Here is a 16,671-nt window from a genome sequence, read left to right as displayed (position 1 = left end):
TTGTCGGAGTAAATCTGCCTTGCCCCAGCAAAACCGGTCACATATGAGTGAAGGCTTTTGATCCATTCGCCCTATTTGAAGTTGCGGGATCAGGGTTGCGGCACCCCCGGCTACCCGTCGAGCTGTGCCAGACCGTCCGTGGCGATCTTCTCGAAGACCGCGAGGTCCGCCGCGAAGACCGAGTCGGGGATCGGCCAGTGCAGCACGATCTCGTCGATGCCCAGCCGCGCGTGCTCCCCCGCGAAGTCGACGAACGCGTCGACGGAGGAGAGCGGCCGCCCCGGGTCCGGGGTGAAGCCGGTGAGCAGGACCTTGCCCAGCTCCGCCACGTCCCGCCCGGCCTCGGCGCAGGCCTCGCCCAGCCGGTCGATCTGGCGGCCGATGGCGGCCACCGACTCGGCCGGCGTCCCCGTCTCGTAGATCTTCGGGTCGCCCGTGGTCACCCACGCCTGCCCGTACCGCGCCGCGAGCCGCAGCCCGCGCGGGCCGGTGGCGGCGACGGCGAAGGGCAGCCGGGGCCGCTGGACGCAGCCGGGGATGTTGCGCGCCTCCCGCGCGCTGTAGTGCCGGCCCTCGTAGGTCACCGCGTCCTCGGTCAGCAGCCGGTCCAGCAGCGACACGAATTCGCCGAAACGGTCGGCCCGCTCGCGCGGCGTCCACGCCTCCTCGGCGCCGGGCAGCAGCGCCGTCGCGTCGAAGCCGGAGCCGCCCGCCCCGATGCCCAGGGTGATCCGGCCGCCGGAGATGTCGTCCAGGGAGATCAGCTCCTTGGCGAGCGTGGCGGGGTGGCGGAAGTTGGGGGAGGTGACCAGGGTGCCAAGACGCAGCCGGGACGTCGCCGCGGCCGCGGCCGTGAGGGTCGGGATCGCCCCGAACCAGGGTCCGTCGCGGAAGCTGCGCCACGACAGGTGGTCATAGGTGTACGCGGCGTGGAAACTCAGCTCCTCGGCGCGCTGCCACACCTCTCGACCGCCCTCGGACCAGCGGCGTACAGGAAGGATCACGGTGCTCAGTCGCATGCCATCGAGCCTAAAGGCACTCGTGCGCGGCATATGCGGGAGGATGGTTGCCGTGACTCCAGCAACCGAGCAGTCCGAGACCCCGGCCGCAGGCAGATCCCGTCCCGCCACCCCCCGGCCCCGGCTGATCGCCACCGACCTCGACGGCACCCTGTTGCGCAACGACAAAACGGTCTCGGACCGCACCGTCGCCGCCCTCGCCGCGGCGGAGCGGGCTGGCATCGAGGTGTTCTTCGTCACCGGCCGGCCGGCCCGCTGGATGGACGTGGTCAGCGCCCATGTGCACGGCCACGGCCTGGCCATCTGCGCGAACGGCGCGGCCGTCGTCGATCTGCACGACGGCGGCCGGCTGATCGAGGCGCGCCCGCTGCCCGGCGACCGGGCGCTGGCCATCGTGGAGGCGCTGCGCGGCGCGGCCCCCGGCACCTCCTTCGCGGTCGAGCGCACCGGCGGCATCGCCTACGAGCCGGAATACCCGCCCTTCAACCGCGACCCGAGCGCGGTCATCGCCGCCGCCGAGAAGCTGCTGGACGAGGACGGCGAGTGCGGCGGCACGCCGGTCCTCAAGCTGCTAGCCCACCACTCCGCTCTGGCGCCCGACGCCTTCCTGGAGCTGGGCCGCGCCGTGGCGGGCGCACACGGCGACTTCACCCGCTCCAGCCCGACCGCCCTGCTGGAGATCAGCGGGCTGGGGGTGAGCAAGGCCAGCACCCTGGCCCGGTGCTGCGCCCAGCGCGGCATCGCCCCCGAGGAGGTCGTGGCGTTCGGCGACATGCCCAACGACCTGGACATGCTGGCCTGGGCTGGCACCTCGTACGCGATGGCCAACGCCCACCCGCACGTGCTGGCGTCGACCACCAGCCACACCGCGAGCAACGAGGAGGACGGCGTCGCGGCGGTCATCGAGCGGATCCTGGAGGGGATCCGGGAGGATTGAGGCGCCCGGGGCCGGGGCGGGGGCTGAGCCGCCCCCTGGCCGTGTGCCAGGGGGCGGCTCGGCGAGCCCGGGATCGGTGGGACCGAATCGGTATCACCAGAAGAAGACGACGTATCCGGCGCCTCCGGAATCGCCCGCCGTGCTGGGTGTGACGACGGGGACGTTGGTGCCGCCGGTGCCACCGTCGCCGCCTGCGCCGCGGGTCCCGGGCGGCCCGACGATGCCGTCGAACGCCTCGCCGCCCTCGCCTCCGTTTTGCCCGCTCTCACCGGTCCGGCTCACACCGCCCGTGGAGCACGTGCCCGTGCCGCCGGCGCCGCCCGCACCGTCGGCGCCGTCGGTGGTGCCCACCCCGGGGGCGCCGCCGAGGCCACGGGCACCGCCAGTCGCGTTGAGGATGGTGGCGGCGCTGGGATCGGTCACGCTCGTGGTGCCACCATTGCCGCCATTGCCACCGCTGCCGCCAACGACCCCAGCGCCGCCACCACCACCGGCGCCGCCCAGGGTCACCGTGTAGCTCTGCAAGGGCTGGACCGGGATGACGCACCAGGTGAAGCCACCGGCGCCGCCGCCACCACCGTTGCCGCCGCTGCCGGTGCCGGAGCCAGTGGCTGCGCCGCCGCCGCCACCGCCGCCGCCACCGGCGCCCCATGCCTGGACGTGCACCGAGGTCACGCCCGGGGGAGGCGTGAAGGTCCCGCCCGTGGCGAACTCCCGCACCCCGTGCAGGACGGTGGGGTACACCGGCGGCTTGGGCGGCTTGGGGCGGCCACCGCCGCCCAGGGGGCTCTCGTCGGCGATGGCGGTGGGGGCCGAGGTCAGCAGCTGGCTGCTCAGGGCCACCGCCGTCACGGCGGCGGCCAAGAAGGCCCGGCAGCGCGTCCGGGATCGTTTGGAGGTTGCGCTCTGGCTGTTCACGTGATGACTTCCTTCCCCGCGTCGGGCCAATAGCTGTCGCGGAGTGCGATGGGACGATAAAAGGACCAAGCGGCCCGTGAGGCTCATCCCACCGCCGGTGATGGGCGGTGCGCATGCTGACGCGGCGATAGTTGGCCCGCGCAGGTGAGGAGTTGCCCTGCCCGGGCTAACATCCGGTCGGCGGCCGCCGCGCCCGGCCCCTGGAGTCGGCGCGTAAACGTACGCCGCGAAAAGTCACCTGTGGGGTGCCACCGGAGCGACCGCCGCCAGCGAGCTGCCCTCCCCGGCCTCGCGCTCCAGCATCCGCCGGAACGGACCATCTGCCGCAGTGAGTTGGGCGTACGTCCCGCGCTGTACGGCCCGGCCTCCATCGAGCACGATCACCTCGTCGACCGCCTCCAGGCCCGCCAGCCGATGGGTGATCAGCACGGTCGTACGCCCCCGTGTGGCGGACAGCAGATCTGCCGTCAGCGCGTCGGCCGTCGGCAAGTCCAGGTGCTCGGCGGGCTCGTCGAGCACCAGCACCGGGAAGTCCGCGAGCAGTGCGCGGGCCAGGGCGAGCCGCTGCCGCTGCCCGCCGGACAGCCGCGCGCCCGACTCGCCGACCAGCGTGTCCAGCCCGTCGGGCAGCCCGTCCACCCACTCCAGCAGCCGGGCCGCGGCCAGCGCCTCGCGCAGCTCGCCGTCGCTCGCGTCGGTGCGGGCCAGCCGGAGGTTCTCGCGCAGCGAGCTGTCGAAGATGTGGGCGTCCTGGGCGCACAGCCCCACCAACCGCCGTACCGTGTCGGGGTCCATGGCCGCGGTGTCGCGGCCCGCGAGGGTGTACGCGCCCGCCCGCGGGTCCAGGAAGCGGAGCAGCACATGGGCGAGGGTGGTCTTGCCCGAGCCGGACGGGCCGACGACAGCGACCCGGCGGCCCGGGCGCAGCTCCAGGTCGAACCCGTCCAGGGCGGGTTCGGGCCGCCCCGGATACCGGGCCGAGATCCGGCTCAGCACCAGCGGATACGCCCCCTGCGGGGTCTCCGTGGCCGCCGCCGGGGCCGGGCCCAGTCGCTCGGGCGCCCCGTCCACCACGTCGTACACCCGCCGCGCGGCCCGCCGCACCCGCTGGCGGTGCTGCACCGCCAGCGGCAGCCCCGCGACCGCCTCGAACGCGGCGAGCGGCATGAGCACCACGACGGCCAGCCACACCCCGCCGAGCTGGCCGTCGGCCACCGCCCGTACGCCCACCCAGGCCGCGGCGGCGACGGTCAGCCCGCAGGCCAGCGCGGACAGTCCGGCGCCCACGCCGGTGGCGGCCGCGGCCCGCCGGGCGATCCGGGTGAGCACGCCGTCGGCGCGGCGCACCTCGTCCAGCCGGCGCGGCAGCGCACCGGCGACGGTCAACTCGGCGGTGCCGGTGAGCAGATCGACGACCTGCGCCGACAGCGTGCCGCGCGCCGGGGCCAGCCGGCGCTCCGCGTGGCGGGCCAGCGCCCCGGAGACGAGGGGCGCCACCAGCCCCGCCACCAGAAGTCCGGCCGCCAGCACGGCGCCCGCCTCCGGCAGCAGCAGGCCGGTGAAGCCGATGGAGGCCACGCCCACGGCCAGCGCGGCGCCGACGGGCAGCAGCCAGCGCAGGAAGTAGTCCTGAAGTGCGTCCACATCGGCGACCAGCCGGGAGAGCAGATCGCCGCGCCGGGTGTCCTTCAGCCCGACCGGCGCCAGCCGCTCCAGCCTGCGGTACACGGCGACCCGCAGTTCGGCCAGTACCCGCAGCACGGCGTCGTGCGAGACCAGGCGCTCGGCGTAGCGGAAGACGGCCCGGCCGATCCCGAACGCCCGGGTCGCGGTGACCGCCACCATCAGATAGAGGACGGGGGGCTGCTGTGACGCGCGGGAGATCAGCCATCCGGAGACGGCCATCAGCCCGACGGCGCTGCCCAGCGCGAGGGTTCCGAGCAGCAGCGCGAGCGCGAACCGCCCCCGCCAGGCCCGTCCCGACTCCCGCACCCACGCCAGCGGCGAGCGGTACTCCCGGGCCCGGGGCGCCTCGTACGCCGGGTCGGTGGCCGTCGCCGCTTGATGCGCGCCTTGGGGCGCGCCTTGGTGTGCGCCTTGGGGCGCGCCGTTCACCGGGACGGCGCGTGGGGCCGGAACCGGGAGCGCGGCGGCGGGGCCGGGCAGCCGCACCACGCGGTCGGCGAGGGGCAGCAGGGCCGGGCGGTGGACGACCAGGAGGACCGTGCGGCCCTCGGCCAGCCGCCGTACCGCCTCGACGACCGCCGCCTCCGTCTCCCCGTCCAGGTTGGCGGTCGGCTCGTCCAGCAGCAGCACCGGCCGGTCGGCCAGAAACGCGCGCGCCAGCGCGATCCGCTGCCGCTGGCCCGCGGACAGGCCCGCGCCCATCTCGCCGAGGCGGGCGTCGGCCCCGCGCGGCAGCGCGTCCACGAAGTCCAGCGCGCCGGCGTCCCGCAGCGCGGCCCGGACCGCGGCGTCATCGGCGTCCGGCCGCGCCAGCCGTACGTTCTCGGCGATCGTCCCGGCGAAGAGGTACGGGCGCTGGGGCACCCAGGCGACCTGGCCGCGCCAGCTGTCGAGGTCGAGCGACGCCAGGTCCCGCCCCGCGACCAGCACCCGACCCGCGGCCGGCTCGGCGAATCCCAGCAGGGCGTTCAGCAGCGTGGTCTTGCCCGCCCCGCTGGGGCCGACGACGGCCACCGTCTCGCCCGGCGCGATCTCGAACGAGGTCTCGGCCAGGGACGGTTCGGCGCGGCCCGGGTGGCGGACCACCAGCCCCGCCACGGTCAGGGCCGCGTCCCGGGCGTCGGGGGCGGGCTCGGCGCCGGTGGCCCTGGGCTCGCGATCGAGGACCGCGAAGACCTCGTCCGCGGCGGTCAGCCCTTCCGCCGCCGCGTGGTACTGCGCGCCCACCTGCCGCAGCGGCAGATACGCCTCGGGGGCGAGGACGAGCACCACCAGGCCCGTGTAGAGGTCCAGCTCGCCGTGGACCAGCCGCATGCCGATGCCGACCGCGACGAGGGCGACCGACACGGTGGAGAGCAGTTCGAGGGCGAAGGAGGACAGGAAGGCCAGCCGCAGGGTGCGCAGCGTCGCCCGCCGGTAGTCGGCGGTGATGGCGCGGATCGACGCTGCCTGGGCCTTGGCGCGGCCGAAGACCTTGAGGGTGGGCAGTCCGGCGACGACGTCCAGGAAGTGTCCGGACAGCCGGGACAGCAGCCGCCACTGACGGTCCATCCGGGACTGGGTGGCCCAGCCGATGAGGATCATGAAGAGCGGGATCAGCGGCAGCGTGGCGGCGATGATCAGGGCCGAGACCCAGTCGGCGGTGACGATGCGGGCGAGCACCGCCACCGGCACCACCACGGCCAGGCCCAACTGCGGCAGATAGCGGGCGAAGTAGTCGTCCAGGGCGTCGATGCCCCGGGTGGCGAGGGTGGTGAGCTCGCCCGTGCCGCCCCGCGCGCCCATCCGCTCGGGCCCCAGCCGCGCCGCATGGGCGAGCAGCCGCAGCCGCAGCTCGGACTTGACCGCCGCCCCGGCCCGGTGGGCGGCCAGCTCGGTCAGCCAGGCGACCGCGGCGCGGCCGACGGCGACGGCCGCCAGCAGCGCCAGCGGGCGCCCGAGTTCCCCGGGTGCCGCCCCGTGGACGAAGGCGGCGACCACCACCTCGGCGATCAGCATCGCCTGTGCCACCACAAGCCCCGCCGAAACCAGCCCCAACGCCACGGACGCGGCGAGGAACAGACGGGTCGCCCGGGCGCGACGCAGCAGCCGGGGGTCGACTGGTTTCACGTGAAACACACCACCCGCGGGATCAGTGACCGGTCGGCTCGGGAATGTGCTGGGTGCCGATCCGCTTGCGGAAGACCCAGTACGTCCACGCCTGATAGGCCATCACCAGCGGGGTCATCACGGCCGCGACCCAGGTCATGATCTTCAGCGTGTACGGGCTGGATGCCGCGTCCGCCGTGGTCAGGCTCCACCTCGGGTCCAGCGAGGACGGCATGACGTCCGGGAAGAGCGCGAGGAAGAGCATCGCGACCGCCGCGGCGATGGCCACCCCGGACAGGGCGAACGCCCAGCCCTCCCGTCCGCGCCGGTTCATCACCAGCGCGGCGAGCAGCGCGGCCACCGAGACCAGGAGCGCGCCCAGCGACCGCCCGTTGCCGCTGTCGTGCTGTGTCCAGCCGAGGAAGGCCACCGCGAGCACGGCGGCGGCCGGGCCGAGACCCGCCGCGAACCGCCGCGCCCGGGTCCGGATGTCCCCCACCGTCTTGAGCGAGGCGAACACGGCGCCGTGGAAGGTGAACAGCACCAGGGTGAGCGCCCCGCCGAGCAGGGCGTGCGGGTTGGCCAGGTCGAGCAGGTCGCCGGCGTAGTTCTTGTCCGGTCCGATCGGCATCCCGCGCACCATGTTGGCGAAGATCGCGCCCCAGAGGAACGCGGGCAGCAGCGAGCACCAGAAGATCACATTCTCCCAGTTGCGCTGCCAGCGCTCCTCGGGGCGCTTGTGCCGGTACTCGAAGGCGACGCCGCGCAGGATCAGACAGACCAGGATGACCAGCAGTGGCAGATAGAAGCCGCTGAAGAGCGTGGCGTACCAGTCGGGGAAGGCGGCGAAGGTCGCGCCGGCCGCCGTGATCAGCCAGACCTCGTTGCCGTCCCAGACGGGGCCGATGGTGTTGATGAGCACCCGGCGTTCCGTACGGTCCCGGGCCAGCGGCTTGGTCAGCACGCCGATGCCGAAGTCGAAGCCCTCGAGGAAGAAGTAGCCCGTCCACAGGACGGCGATCAGTACGAACCAGACGTCGTGAAGGTGCAGTGACATGGCTCTCTCCGGCTCAGTACGCGAAGGTCAGCGGCTTGTCGGCGTCGGCTTCGCCGGCGGCGGCGCCCCCGGCCCCCGGTCCGCCGGAGGGCAGCCGCAGCCGGGGGTCCTTGGCCGGCGGCTTCTCGTCGGTGTCCGGCCCGGCCTTGGCGTACTTGGTCAGCAGCCGCACCTCGACCACCGCGAGCACGCCGTACAGCAGCGTGAAGACGCCCAGGGATATGAGGACCTCGGCCTGGCTGACGCCGGGGGAGACCGCGTCGGAGGTCTTCATCAGCCCGTACACCACCCACGGCTGGCGTCCCATCTCGGTGAAGATCCAGCCGAAGGAGTTGGCGATCAGCGGGAAGCCCATGGTCAGGATGCCGATCCGCCAGGACCACTTGGTCAGCAGGGGGCTCATCTCGCGCTTCTTGGTGAGCATGAGCCGCGGCACCTCGTCCTCCTTGGTGCGGAAGGCGGGCGACAGCCACTTCTTGCGCCGGGTCGTCCACAGCCCGATGAGCGCGGCGACGAACGAGGTCATCCCGAAGCCGATCATCAGCCGGAAGCCCCAGTAGGTCATGAAGATGCTGGGGATGTAGTCCTCGGGCTGCCCGCCGTAGGCGGCGGCCTCCCTCGCGGCCACGTCGTTGATGCCGGGGACGGAGTCGGTGAAGTTGCTGTGCGCGAGGAACGACAGCATCCCGGGGATCTCCAGCTCGACGCTGTTGTGCCCCTTGCCGACATCGCCGACGGCGAAGATCGAGAAGGGCGCGGGCGTCTCGGTGTCCCAGAGCGCCTCGGCCGCGGCCATCTTCATCGGCTGCTGCTCGAACATCACCTTGCCGAGCTGATCGCCGCTGACCGCGGACCCCAGGCCCGCGATCACGGCGACCACCAGCCCGACGCGCAGCGACGCCCGCATCGCCGGGATCTGCTTCTTCTGCTTCTCGGCGAGCTCTTCGCCGCGGTCCTGGCGGCGCTTGGCCCGCCAGAGGTGGAAGGAGGAGATACCGATGATGAAGGCGGCGCCGGTGAGGAAGGCGGCAGTGAGCGTGTGGAAGACCACGACCAGGGTGGTGTTCTGGGTCAGCACCGCCCAGATGTCGGTGAGCCGCGCCTTGCCGGTGGCCTTGTCGATGGCGTAGCCGACCGGGTGCTGCATCCACGAGTTGGCGGCGAGGATGAAGTACGAGGACAGGACGGTGCCCAGCGAGACGATCCAGATGCAGGCGCAGTGGATCTTCTTCGGCAGCTTGTCCCAGCCGAAGATCCACAGCCCGATGAAGGTGGACTCGAAGAAGAAGGCGAGCAGCGCCTCCATGGCGAGCGGGGCGCCGAAGACATCACCGACGAAGCGCGAGTAGTCCGACCAGTTCATGCCGAACTGGAACTCCTGGACGAGGCCGGTGACCACGCCCATCGCGATGTTGATCAGGAAGAGCTTTCCCCAGAACTTGGTCGCGTGGAAGTACTTCTCCTTGCCGGTGCGGACCCAGGCCGTCTCCAGACCGGCGGTGATGGCCGCGAGAGAGATCGTGAGCGGGACGAAGAGGTAGTGGTAGACGGTGGTGATGCCGAACTGCCATCGCGCCAGCGTCTCCGGCGCCAGAGCCAGATCCACGGGAATCTCTCCTTACGGTCTTGCCTGGTCTTGCCTGCAGGGTTCGCCTGCACCCCAAAGGGAGCTTGTGAACGTATTCACATTCACAAGCTATGATACGCACATGCGTACGCCCCTTCTCACCGGGGGGTGGAAGGGGCGTAAGCGGAACGTATCGGTATGCTTCGCCGGATGCGGGGCCGTCGCGGCTCCCCGCCGACGGCCCGCGGCGCGTCACAGCTCCTTGCGGAACTCCTCGGCGGCGCGCAGGAAGATGTCGTTCGCCTCGCCCTCGCCTATCGTCACCCGCACCCCCTCACCCGCGAACGGGCGCACCACCGCGCCCGCCGCCTCGCACGCCGCCGCGAAGTCCACCGTGCGCTCCCCCAGCCGCAGCCATACGAAGTTCGCCTGCGACTCGGGCACCGTCCACCCCTGCCCGGCCAGCGCCTCACTCACCCGCGCCCGCTCCGCGACCAGCGCGTCCACCCGCTCGCGCAGCGCGTCCTCGCTGCGCAGCGAGGCCACCGCCGCGTCCTGCGCCAGCTGGCTGACCCCGAAGGGCACCGCCGTCTTGCGCAGCGCGGCCGCGACCGGCTCATGCGCGATCGCGAAGCCGACGCGCAGCCCCGCCAGGCCGTACGCCTTGGAGAAGGTGCGCAGCACGCACACATTGGGCCGCTCCCGGTACAGCTCGATGCCGTTCGGCACCCGCTCGTCCCGGATGAACTCGATGTACGCCTCGTCCAGCACCACCAGCACATCGGACGGCACCCGGTCCAGGAAGCGGGTCAGAGCGTCCCGGCCCACCACCGTGCCCGTCGGGTTGTTGGGGTTGCAGACGAAAATCAGCCGGGTGCGCTCGGTGACCGCGTCCGCCATCGCGTCCAGGTCGTGCACCTCGCCGTCGGTCAGCGGCACCCGCACCGACGTCGCCCCGGAGATCTGCGTGATGATCGGATATGCCTCGAAGGACCGCCAGGCGTACATCACCTCGTCGCCGGGCCCGGCCGTCGACTGCACCAGCTGCTGAGCCACGCCGACCGAGCCGGTGCCGGTGGCCAGGTGCTCCTGCGGCACATCGAAGCGGTCGGCCAGCTCGGCCGTCAGGGCGGTGCAGGCCAGGTCGGGATAGCGGTTGAAGGAGGCGGCGGCGGCCGTCGCGGTCTCCAGCACCCCCGCGAGCGGTGGATAGGGGTTCTCGTTCGAGGACAGCTTGAAGGCCGCCGGCCCGCTCGCCGCGGCCGGCTTGCCGGGCTTGTACGTCGGTATGCCGTCCAGCGCGGCACGCAGCTTGGGGCTCTTCTCAGTCACTGCGGCTCCTCCTCGACCGTCCCGTCCGTGCGCGGCGCCCGCGCACGTCGTTACCTCACACTTTATGAGGCATCCTGGGCCGGGCGTACCGGCGAGCGGGGCCTGAGGCACGGGCCGCGAGAACCCCGCGCACAGGACGCGGGAAGCTGGCGCACAGGGCGCGAGCATCCCGGCGCGCGGGGTGCGAGGACCGGGCGCACGGGCCGGCTGGCCCCGGCGCGGGAAGGCGTACAGCTGAGGGGGAGCGATTCCGCTTCTGCCGCGCGCCGGTGGCGAGCGCCCTGGCGCGCATCACCCATGCAGGTGAGTTGAGACCTCTTCGAGACAACGACCAATCGGCAGGCGTGGATATGCCAGAGGCGACTACTGACCCACCCAAACCGTCAACTGGCTTGATTTCTAAGGGAATTGGGCATAGCGCTCATGCAGAAACGTGCCTTCGCTGGGGCAAGCGTACCCCCGCACGGAGGGGCCACCCTCGCCCTACTATCGGCTCGCCATGACAGCAGCAGGGAAGCACCAGGTGAGCCGGTCGACCGGCCGCCGGCTGGAACGGGCGGGCATCCGGGACGTGGCCGCCGCAGCCGGGGTCTCGATCACGACCGTCTCCGACGCGCTCAACGGCAAGGGCCGGCTCCCGGACGCCACCCGCCGCCATGTCCGCGAGGTCGCCGAACGGCTGGGCTACCGCCCCTCCGCCGCGGCCCGCACCCTCCGTACCGGCAAGTCCGGCCTCATCGGCCTGACCGTGACCACCTACGGGGATGAACCTTTCACCTTCACCGAATTCGCGTACTTCGCGGAGATGGCGCGCGCCGCCACCTCCGCCGCGTTAGCCCGCGGCTACGCCCTCGTCATCCTGCCCGCCACCTCCCGCCACGACGTGTGGTCCAACGTCGCCCTCGACGGCACCGTCGTCATCGACCCCTCCGACCACGACCCCGTCGTCACCGACCTGCTGCGCCAGGGCATCCCCGTGGTCAGCGACGGCCGCCCGGCCGGCACCCTCCCCGTCACCGCCTGGGTGGACAACGACCACGAGGCCGCCGTCCTCGGGCTGCTCGACCACCTCGCCGACTCCGGCGCCCGCCGCATCGGACTGCTCACCGGCACCACCACCGACACCTACACCCGGCTGTCCACCACCGCGTATCTGCACTGGTGCGAGCGGGTCGGACAGGACCCGGTGTACGAGAAGTACCCGGCCCACGACCCGTGCGCCGGAGCCGTCGCCGCCGACCGCCTGCTGGCCCGCCCCGACCGCCCCGACGCCGTCTACGGCCTGTTCGACCCCAACGGCACCGACCTGCTGGCCGCCGCCCGCCGCCACGGTCTGCGCGTCCCCGAGGACCTGCTGCTGGTGTGCTGCAGCGAGTCCGCCGTCTACCGCACCACCGAACCGTCCGTCACCACCCTCTCCCTCAAGCCCCGCCGGATCGGCACCGCCGTCGTACAGCTCTTGATCGACGCCATCGAGGGACCAGGCGCCGAGCACCCCGTCGAGCGGGTGATACCCACCGAACTGATCGTGCGGACGTCCTCGCAACGGCGTCCGCCACGCACCACGGTCAGCGCGCCGCGCAGCCGTACCGGGGGCTGACGGCCTGGGGGCGGCCGTAACCTGAGGAAGACTTGAGGATGACGCGAGACGCACCCGAGCCCGATCGGCTTCCCCTACCGGGCCAATCCGGGATAAAAGACCGTCGAACTGGGACCGCACCCCGATTGACGGCACCCTGGTGCGTCACAAGCCCGTACGGTCATTCCTATGATGGGCGGACGACACCACGGACCGCCCTCGACCAGGCATGGTCCACACGGTGGCACAGCGGCGCGATGGTGGAGGGGTCGATGACTCAGGGGGCCGGTCTGGGAGCCACGGCACGGACAACGGCGGCAGTCCCGCCCGTGTCCGCGTACGGAACGTCCGCCGCGCCCGGCCCGCTCCCGGGCGGCGCGGTCCCTCCCGCCCCGAACCCGTACGGCGGGATGCCCTACGGCACGGTCCCGCGCGGCCGGGTCCCCCGCGATCCGGCCCAGCCCGCCCCGCCTCCGGCGCCCGCGGCGCACCCCGCCGTGCCCGCCCGGCCCGCGGAGTACACCCCCACCGAGCGCTCCCTGCCGGTCATGGGCCCCGGGCACACCCTCCCGGACACCCCCCTGGTGCCCCCGCAGGACCGCCCGACCGTCGCGCTCACCGCGGTCCCCGACCCCGAGCGCTCCCAGGAGCCCGAGGCCGAAGGGCCCGGCCCGCTGTACGTCGTGGGCGATGTGCACGGCTACCTCGACGAGCTGCGCGAGGCACTGGCCGCCCAAGGACTGATCGACGCCAAGGGCAGCTGGTCCGCGGGCAACGCCCGGCTCTGGTTCCTCGGCGACTTCACCGACCGCGGCCCCGACGGGATCGGCGTCATCGACCTGGTCATGCAGCTCTCCGCCGAGGCCGCGGCCGCCGGCGGCTACTGCAAGGCCCTGATGGGCAACCACGAACTACTGCTCATCGGTGCCAAGCGCTTCGGCGACACCCCCGTCAACTCCGGCGCCGGCACCGCCTCCTTCCAGGCCGCCTGGCTCCTCAACGGCGGCCAGCGCACCGACATGGAGCGGCTCGAGGACCACCACCTGCAGTGGATGTCCCGGCTCGACGCGATGAGCGAGCAGGACGGCCACCTGCTCGTGCACTCCGACACCACCGCCTACCTCGAATACGGCGACTCCATCGAGGCCGTCAACGACACCGTGACCGAGACGCTTCAGCGCAGCGACGCCGACGAGTGCTGGGACCTGTTCCGCAAGTTCACCAAGCGCTTCGCCTTCCGCGACGAGGACGCCGGCCCACTGGCCGTCCGCGAACTGCTCGACACCTACGGCGGGCAGCGCATCGTCCACGGCCACAGCCCGATCCCGTACCTGCTCGGCGAGGTCGGCTCCGAGGAGGGCGAGGACGACGGCACACCGACCGTCGAGGGCCCGCACGTCTACGCGGACAACCTCGCGGTCGCCATGGACGGCGGCGTCACCATGGCCGGAAAGCTGTTGGTCGTCCAACTCCCGCTGGATCTCTGAGGATTCTGAGGGTTCATACCACGCCGTTCGGGGAAGATAGACAGTTTCAACGACGCGGAGCGAATTCGGGAAACCTACTGTCACCCCGCGCCGGATCGGCTCTACCATCGGCTTATCCGTAGCAGGCTCTCCTCCGTTTCCGCCCCACTGCCCGGTGACAGCCGGCATCAAGGCCCTACGGAGCATCGGGGGATGCACATGAACAGCGCTCCGCACCTGCTGGTCGAGGACCGCCCGGAGTTCGAGCGGGTTCTCGATGAGGCGCTGCGTACCGCGGACCGCCGCGCGGACCTCAGCGGCGTCGGCCAGCGGCTCAACACCGAGCAACTGCGCACCATGGCGATGAACGCCGCGGCCGCCATCGCGGCGAGCGCGGCCGACGAATACCACCACTATGTGGCCGCCCGCGAGAAGCTGCGCCAGCCCGCGCCCTCCGCCCGGACCGACGCGCGCGAGGCGCTGCCGAGCACAGAGGCGCTCCCGGGCACAGAGCCAGAGACCGACGAGGTGGCGGCCACGGGCGGACTCGCCACCGCGGTGGGAGACGCGGCGTCCGGCGCGGGACTCGTCGCCGTGCTCTCCGTCCTGGCCCCGGTCCTGGCCGGCACCGCGGCGGTCATCTTCCTCCTCGCCGGCTACCTCCTGCACCTGCTCCACCCGGCGCCGTCCATAGCCCAGCCCATGGTCACCGCGGGCTGGCTGTTCGCCGCGCTCACCGCCGCGGGCCTGCTGATCGCCACCGTCGGCCTTCTGCTCACCGCGCTGCGCAACGGCTCAGGCGCGCTCCGGGGCAGCGCGCGCAGCGCGCAGCGCGAAGAGGTGGACCGCGCCAGAGAAGCCTGGCGGCTGGCGCTGCTCGAACGGGGCGTGGTGCCCTTCCTGCGCGACACGCTCGCGGACCCGACGGCGGCCGACGGCTCCCACACCTCCCCGGCCCCGTCCCCCGCCTCCTCCCCGACGCGCCCCTCGTCCCCCTCGGCCAGCTATGCCCCCAGCCGCTCCGAAGCCACCGGCCGCACGCCCCACCTCGGCTACAGCCGCCCCGGCTTCAGCACTGAGGGCGACGTCCCCAAGACCCGCCCCCGCTTCAGCAGCCCGGACTTCACCAGCCCCGACTACGGCGGCCCGGAACACCAGCCCGACTAATGCCCCTGGCCCGCGGGCCGAGCGCCCCGCCCGGTGATGGCGAGCACCCGGGCGAAGGCGTCGGCCCCCGGCCCCGGGTCGGCCCCCTCCCCGAACATCCCCGAGGCGCCGAGGCCCGGACCGAACGGCACCAGCCATTCCAGCGCGGCCTCGGCCAGTCCCGGCTCCGGGGTGAAGTCCACGCCCAGGGCCTGCGCCAGGTCCCACGCGTGGACGCACACATCCCCCCAGCGGATCATCACGGCGGCGTCCCCGCTCAGCTCCCCGAACACCGGATGCCGCACCACCCGCTCCAGCACCCCGGCCCCCTCAACCGCCGCCTCCACCCGCGCCGCCCACACCCCGACCGCATCACCGGGCCCGGCGACAAGCTCCTCACCCGTCAGCAGAGAAGCCACCGCGACGTGCCCGCCGATCACATGCCGCACCAGATCGCGGACGTTCCATTCGCTGCACGGGGTGGGTAACTCCCAGTCCTCTTCCTTCGCCTTACTGAGGATTTCGGCGAACTGGGCGTTGACCGTACGCAGTGCGTGACAGTTGTCCATGGGGCTGTTCCAGGGGTCGGTTGTTCATGGCCGGTGATCTCACGCCAGCGGAATGCCTTACTCCCCACCTTATGAGCGAACTTGCCCTTAATCATGGGATCTTCAGGGACTGGGCTGCATAACGTCCGTCATGGAGGTGGCGCTTCCATGAGCACACAAAACACCCCGCCGAACCCGGCGGGCAAGCAGGACGCGATCGACATCAACGACTTCGTGTACGCGGCGACCGGAGCCCGCGTGCGGCGGCTCACGATGCCGGACGGGACCCACTGGTTTCCGGCGGTGGATGTGGCCAAGGACTTGGGCTACGCGAACACCCGTCAGGCAATCACCTGGCACGTCCCCGAAGGCTGCGTAAGCCTCGTAGATCTTGCGCAAAGCGTCTATGGACTAGACGGTTCGCGCAAAATTGCAGGTCACGGGCTCAAGAAGTCTATGCAGATGGTGAATCTGCAAGGTCTCATCCGACTGGTCAACGGCTGCACCAAGCCGGAGTCCGAGCCCTTCAAGAACTGGGTGACCGATGTCGTGGTCGCCATCCAGCGGCATGGCTCCTACGCGCTCGAAAAGGCCGAGGTGCAGCCGACGGTCCCGGACGCCCCCACCGCCTATGCCATGCCGAAGGAGGTCGCCGACGCCATCGTCCGGCTCGAGGAGCACAACCTCAGCATGGACGCGCAGATGATCGCCATGCAGCGCGAAGCGATGGAGCTGCGCCGCGAGAGCACCGAGATGATGCGGAAGTCCGTAGAGGCACAGCGGGAGGCCGCCGAGGCGCAGCAGAAGATCGCCAAGACGCAGCGGGAAGCCCTCGAAGCACAGCGGGAAGCGCAGCGGGAGGCGGAGCGCGTGCAGCGCGAGATCGCTGAGGCAATCCGCGAGTCCACCAACGTCCAGCGGGAGTCGTTCACCGCCGGGCAGACCGCCGCCCATGTGCTGATGCAGTACATGAGCGAGATCCCCGTGACGATCAACCGGCTCGCGGACCGCATGGGAGGCATCGGAGACAGCACACGCCACTTGCGGGATCTGCCCGCGCCGACCCTGGTGACACCGGCCTCGGTGATCGCCGAGTGGCGCGAGCGCAACCTCGTGATCACCGCCGACATCTGGGCCGTGGCCGTGTACATCCTGCCGGCGATCATCGACCAAGGCGAATGCCTCTATCCAGTGAACGCCATCGCGTCCGTCACCGGACTCACCGAGCACCGCGTACATGACGCGCTGCGCATGCTGCAGAAGCGCGGCTGCATCCGGCAGACCGGGGTCACCCCGGACGGCGCTCCGGTGTACGTCCTGAAGTAGTC

General features: G+C 72.0%; 12 protein-coding genes. 5 read left to right on the top strand and 7 right to left on the bottom strand.

All coding sequences use genetic code 11. The features are described 5' to 3' along the window. Positions 1-110: 110 nt before the first annotated feature. Positions 111-1,019, bottom strand: coding sequence for an LLM class flavin-dependent oxidoreductase (locus tag ACWY4P_RS26590; RefSeq protein WP_456202852.1), 909 nt, complete (start codon positions 1,017-1,019; stop codon positions 111-113). A gap of 43 nt (positions 1,020-1,062) precedes the next feature. Here ACWY4P_RS26590 and ACWY4P_RS26585 point away from each other — a divergent pair, with 43 nt between their 5' ends. Then, positions 1,063-1,956: a Cof-type HAD-IIB family hydrolase gene (locus ACWY4P_RS26585; RefSeq protein ID WP_456202851.1), complete on the top strand. Its 894-nt coding sequence runs from the start codon at positions 1,063-1,065 to the stop codon at positions 1,954-1,956. Between the two features lie 93 nt (positions 1,957-2,049). On the opposite strand, the gene ACWY4P_RS26580 is transcribed toward ACWY4P_RS26585, so the two are convergent. The 5 genes from ACWY4P_RS26580 to hisC form a co-directional block, all read right to left on the bottom strand. Then, positions 2,050-2,874 carry a hypothetical protein gene (locus ACWY4P_RS26580; protein ID WP_456202849.1) on the bottom strand — a complete coding sequence of 275 codons (825 nt, stop codon included), beginning with the start codon at positions 2,872-2,874 and terminating at the stop codon, positions 2,050-2,052. Between the two features lie 234 nt (positions 2,875-3,108). Next, positions 3,109-6,669 (bottom strand): thiol reductant ABC exporter subunit CydD, encoded by a 3,561-nt coding sequence (cydD, locus tag ACWY4P_RS26575; RefSeq protein ID WP_456202847.1) that lies wholly within the window; start codon positions 6,667-6,669, stop codon positions 3,109-3,111. A 22-nt stretch (positions 6,670-6,691) separates the two neighbouring features. Further along, the gene (gene cydB / locus ACWY4P_RS26570) at positions 6,692-7,699 is read right to left on the bottom strand and encodes a cytochrome d ubiquinol oxidase subunit II (RefSeq protein ID WP_456213065.1); all 1,008 of its coding nucleotides are present in this window, start codon (positions 7,697-7,699) and stop codon (positions 6,692-6,694) included. 19 nt (positions 7,700-7,718) lie between these two features. Continuing rightward, a complete protein-coding gene (locus ACWY4P_RS26565) occupies positions 7,719-9,311 on the bottom strand; it encodes a cytochrome ubiquinol oxidase subunit I (RefSeq protein WP_456202845.1) in 1,593 nt (530 codons plus the stop codon). 213 nt (positions 9,312-9,524) lie between these two features. After that, positions 9,525-10,604, bottom strand: coding sequence for a histidinol-phosphate transaminase (gene hisC, locus ACWY4P_RS26560; RefSeq protein WP_456202843.1), 1,080 nt, complete (start codon positions 10,602-10,604; stop codon positions 9,525-9,527). A 499-nt stretch (positions 10,605-11,103) separates the two neighbouring features. Between hisC and ACWY4P_RS26555 the strand changes: the two genes are divergently transcribed. From ACWY4P_RS26555 to ACWY4P_RS26545, 3 genes are all read left to right on the top strand, one after another. After that, positions 11,104-12,204 carry a LacI family DNA-binding transcriptional regulator gene (locus tag ACWY4P_RS26555; protein ID WP_456202841.1) on the top strand — a complete coding sequence of 367 codons (1,101 nt, stop codon included), beginning with the start codon at positions 11,104-11,106 and terminating at the stop codon, positions 12,202-12,204. A gap of 236 nt (positions 12,205-12,440) precedes the next feature. Then, positions 12,441-13,670, top strand: coding sequence for a metallophosphoesterase (locus ACWY4P_RS26550; RefSeq protein ID WP_456202839.1), 1,230 nt, complete (start codon positions 12,441-12,443; stop codon positions 13,668-13,670). 192 nt (positions 13,671-13,862) lie between these two features. After that, positions 13,863-14,816 (top strand): hypothetical protein, encoded by a 954-nt coding sequence (locus tag ACWY4P_RS26545; protein ID WP_456202837.1) that lies wholly within the window; start codon positions 13,863-13,865, stop codon positions 14,814-14,816. Here ACWY4P_RS26545 and ACWY4P_RS26540 read toward each other — a convergent pair. Further along, positions 14,813-15,364, bottom strand: coding sequence for a TIGR03086 family metal-binding protein (locus ACWY4P_RS26540; RefSeq protein WP_456202835.1), 552 nt, complete (start codon positions 15,362-15,364; stop codon positions 14,813-14,815). The genes ACWY4P_RS26545 and ACWY4P_RS26540 overlap by 4 nt on opposite strands. A gap of 147 nt (positions 15,365-15,511) precedes the next feature. Here ACWY4P_RS26540 and ACWY4P_RS26535 point away from each other — a divergent pair, with 147 nt between their 5' ends. Further along, positions 15,512-16,669, top strand: coding sequence for a BRO family protein (locus ACWY4P_RS26535; protein WP_456202833.1), 1,158 nt, complete (start codon positions 15,512-15,514; stop codon positions 16,667-16,669). Positions 16,670-16,671 lie beyond the last annotated feature (2 nt).

This window comes from Streptomyces sp. LZ34, from assembly GCF_053890475.1.
This window is presented reverse-complemented; position numbering and strand designations above follow the sequence as displayed.

Bases quoted from the DNA above. Each gene is read 5' to 3' on its own strand.
- ACWY4P_RS26535 (WP_456202833.1), top strand. From the start codon at position 15,512: ATGAGCACACAAAACACCCCGCCGAACCCGGCGGGCAAGCAGGACGCG.
- ACWY4P_RS26550 (WP_456202839.1), top strand. From the start codon at position 12,441: ATGGTGGAGGGGTCGATGACTCAGGGGGCCGGTCTGGGAGCCACGGCA.
- ACWY4P_RS26585 (WP_456202851.1), top strand. From the start codon at position 1,063: ATGGTTGCCGTGACTCCAGCAACCGAGCAGTCCGAGACCCCGGCCGCA.
- ACWY4P_RS26555 (WP_456202841.1), top strand. From the start codon at position 11,104: ATGACAGCAGCAGGGAAGCACCAGGTGAGCCGGTCGACCGGCCGCCGG.
- ACWY4P_RS26540 (WP_456202835.1), bottom strand. From the start codon at position 15,364: ATGGACAACTGTCACGCACTGCGTACGGTCAACGCCCAGTTCGCCGAA.
- ACWY4P_RS26545 (WP_456202837.1), top strand. From the start codon at position 13,863: ATGCACATGAACAGCGCTCCGCACCTGCTGGTCGAGGACCGCCCGGAG.
- ACWY4P_RS26590 (WP_456202852.1), bottom strand. From the start codon at position 1,019: ATGCGACTGAGCACCGTGATCCTTCCTGTACGCCGCTGGTCCGAGGGC.